Below are 483 nucleotides of genomic sequence, written 5' to 3' on the forward strand. Positions count from 1 at the left end.
TGATGTCAAATATGTTAGAGATGGCAAAGAAGCAAGGGCGTGATAGGAGTGATACACTACTTGATGATAACGATTCACATGTTTCGAATCCATCAGAGAGTGATGAAAATGAGGCGGTTGCGGCACATGAAAATGTGGCGCAGGCGTTACCCCAGCAAACACTGGAGCGTCCTCAATCGTTGCAAGAAAATAATGCAATTAAGAAAACAATGAGTGGCCGGGAAATCCGCCGTCTACAAGAGTCCTCTCGTTCGCCAGCCAGTAACAGTAATGAAATGACAGCTCAAAACAATGAACATGCAGTAGAGGATGATCAGGACACTGATAACATTAAACATCATAGTGAATCCGTGATATTGTAAATAGACCCGTTTTAGTTCCAGGCATTTTTTGAGATCCCGGCCAAATGATTGTGTTGCCGATATTCCTCCGGCGTCATATTGTTCAGTGATTCATGCGGGCGTTCACAGTTATATTCTGACA

1 protein-coding gene and 1 pseudogene are annotated in these 483 nt (G+C 43.5%); one reads left to right on the forward strand and one right to left on the reverse strand.

Going from position 1 to position 483, the window contains the following annotated elements:
• Positions 1-362: hypothetical protein (locus tag NNO03_RS22505; RefSeq protein WP_271450615.1), on the forward strand; the 362-nt coding region annotated here is incomplete at its 5' end.
• 11 nt (positions 363-373) lie between these two features.
• On the opposite strand, the pseudogene NNO03_RS22510 reads toward NNO03_RS22505, so the two are convergent.
• Positions 374-483: pseudogene (locus NNO03_RS22510) on the reverse strand (integrase); the annotation flags it as partial.

Origin of the sequence: Citrobacter sp. Igbk 16, assembly GCF_028069755.1 — a bacterium.
Lineage (GTDB): Bacteria > Pseudomonadota > Gammaproteobacteria > Enterobacterales > Enterobacteriaceae > Citrobacter.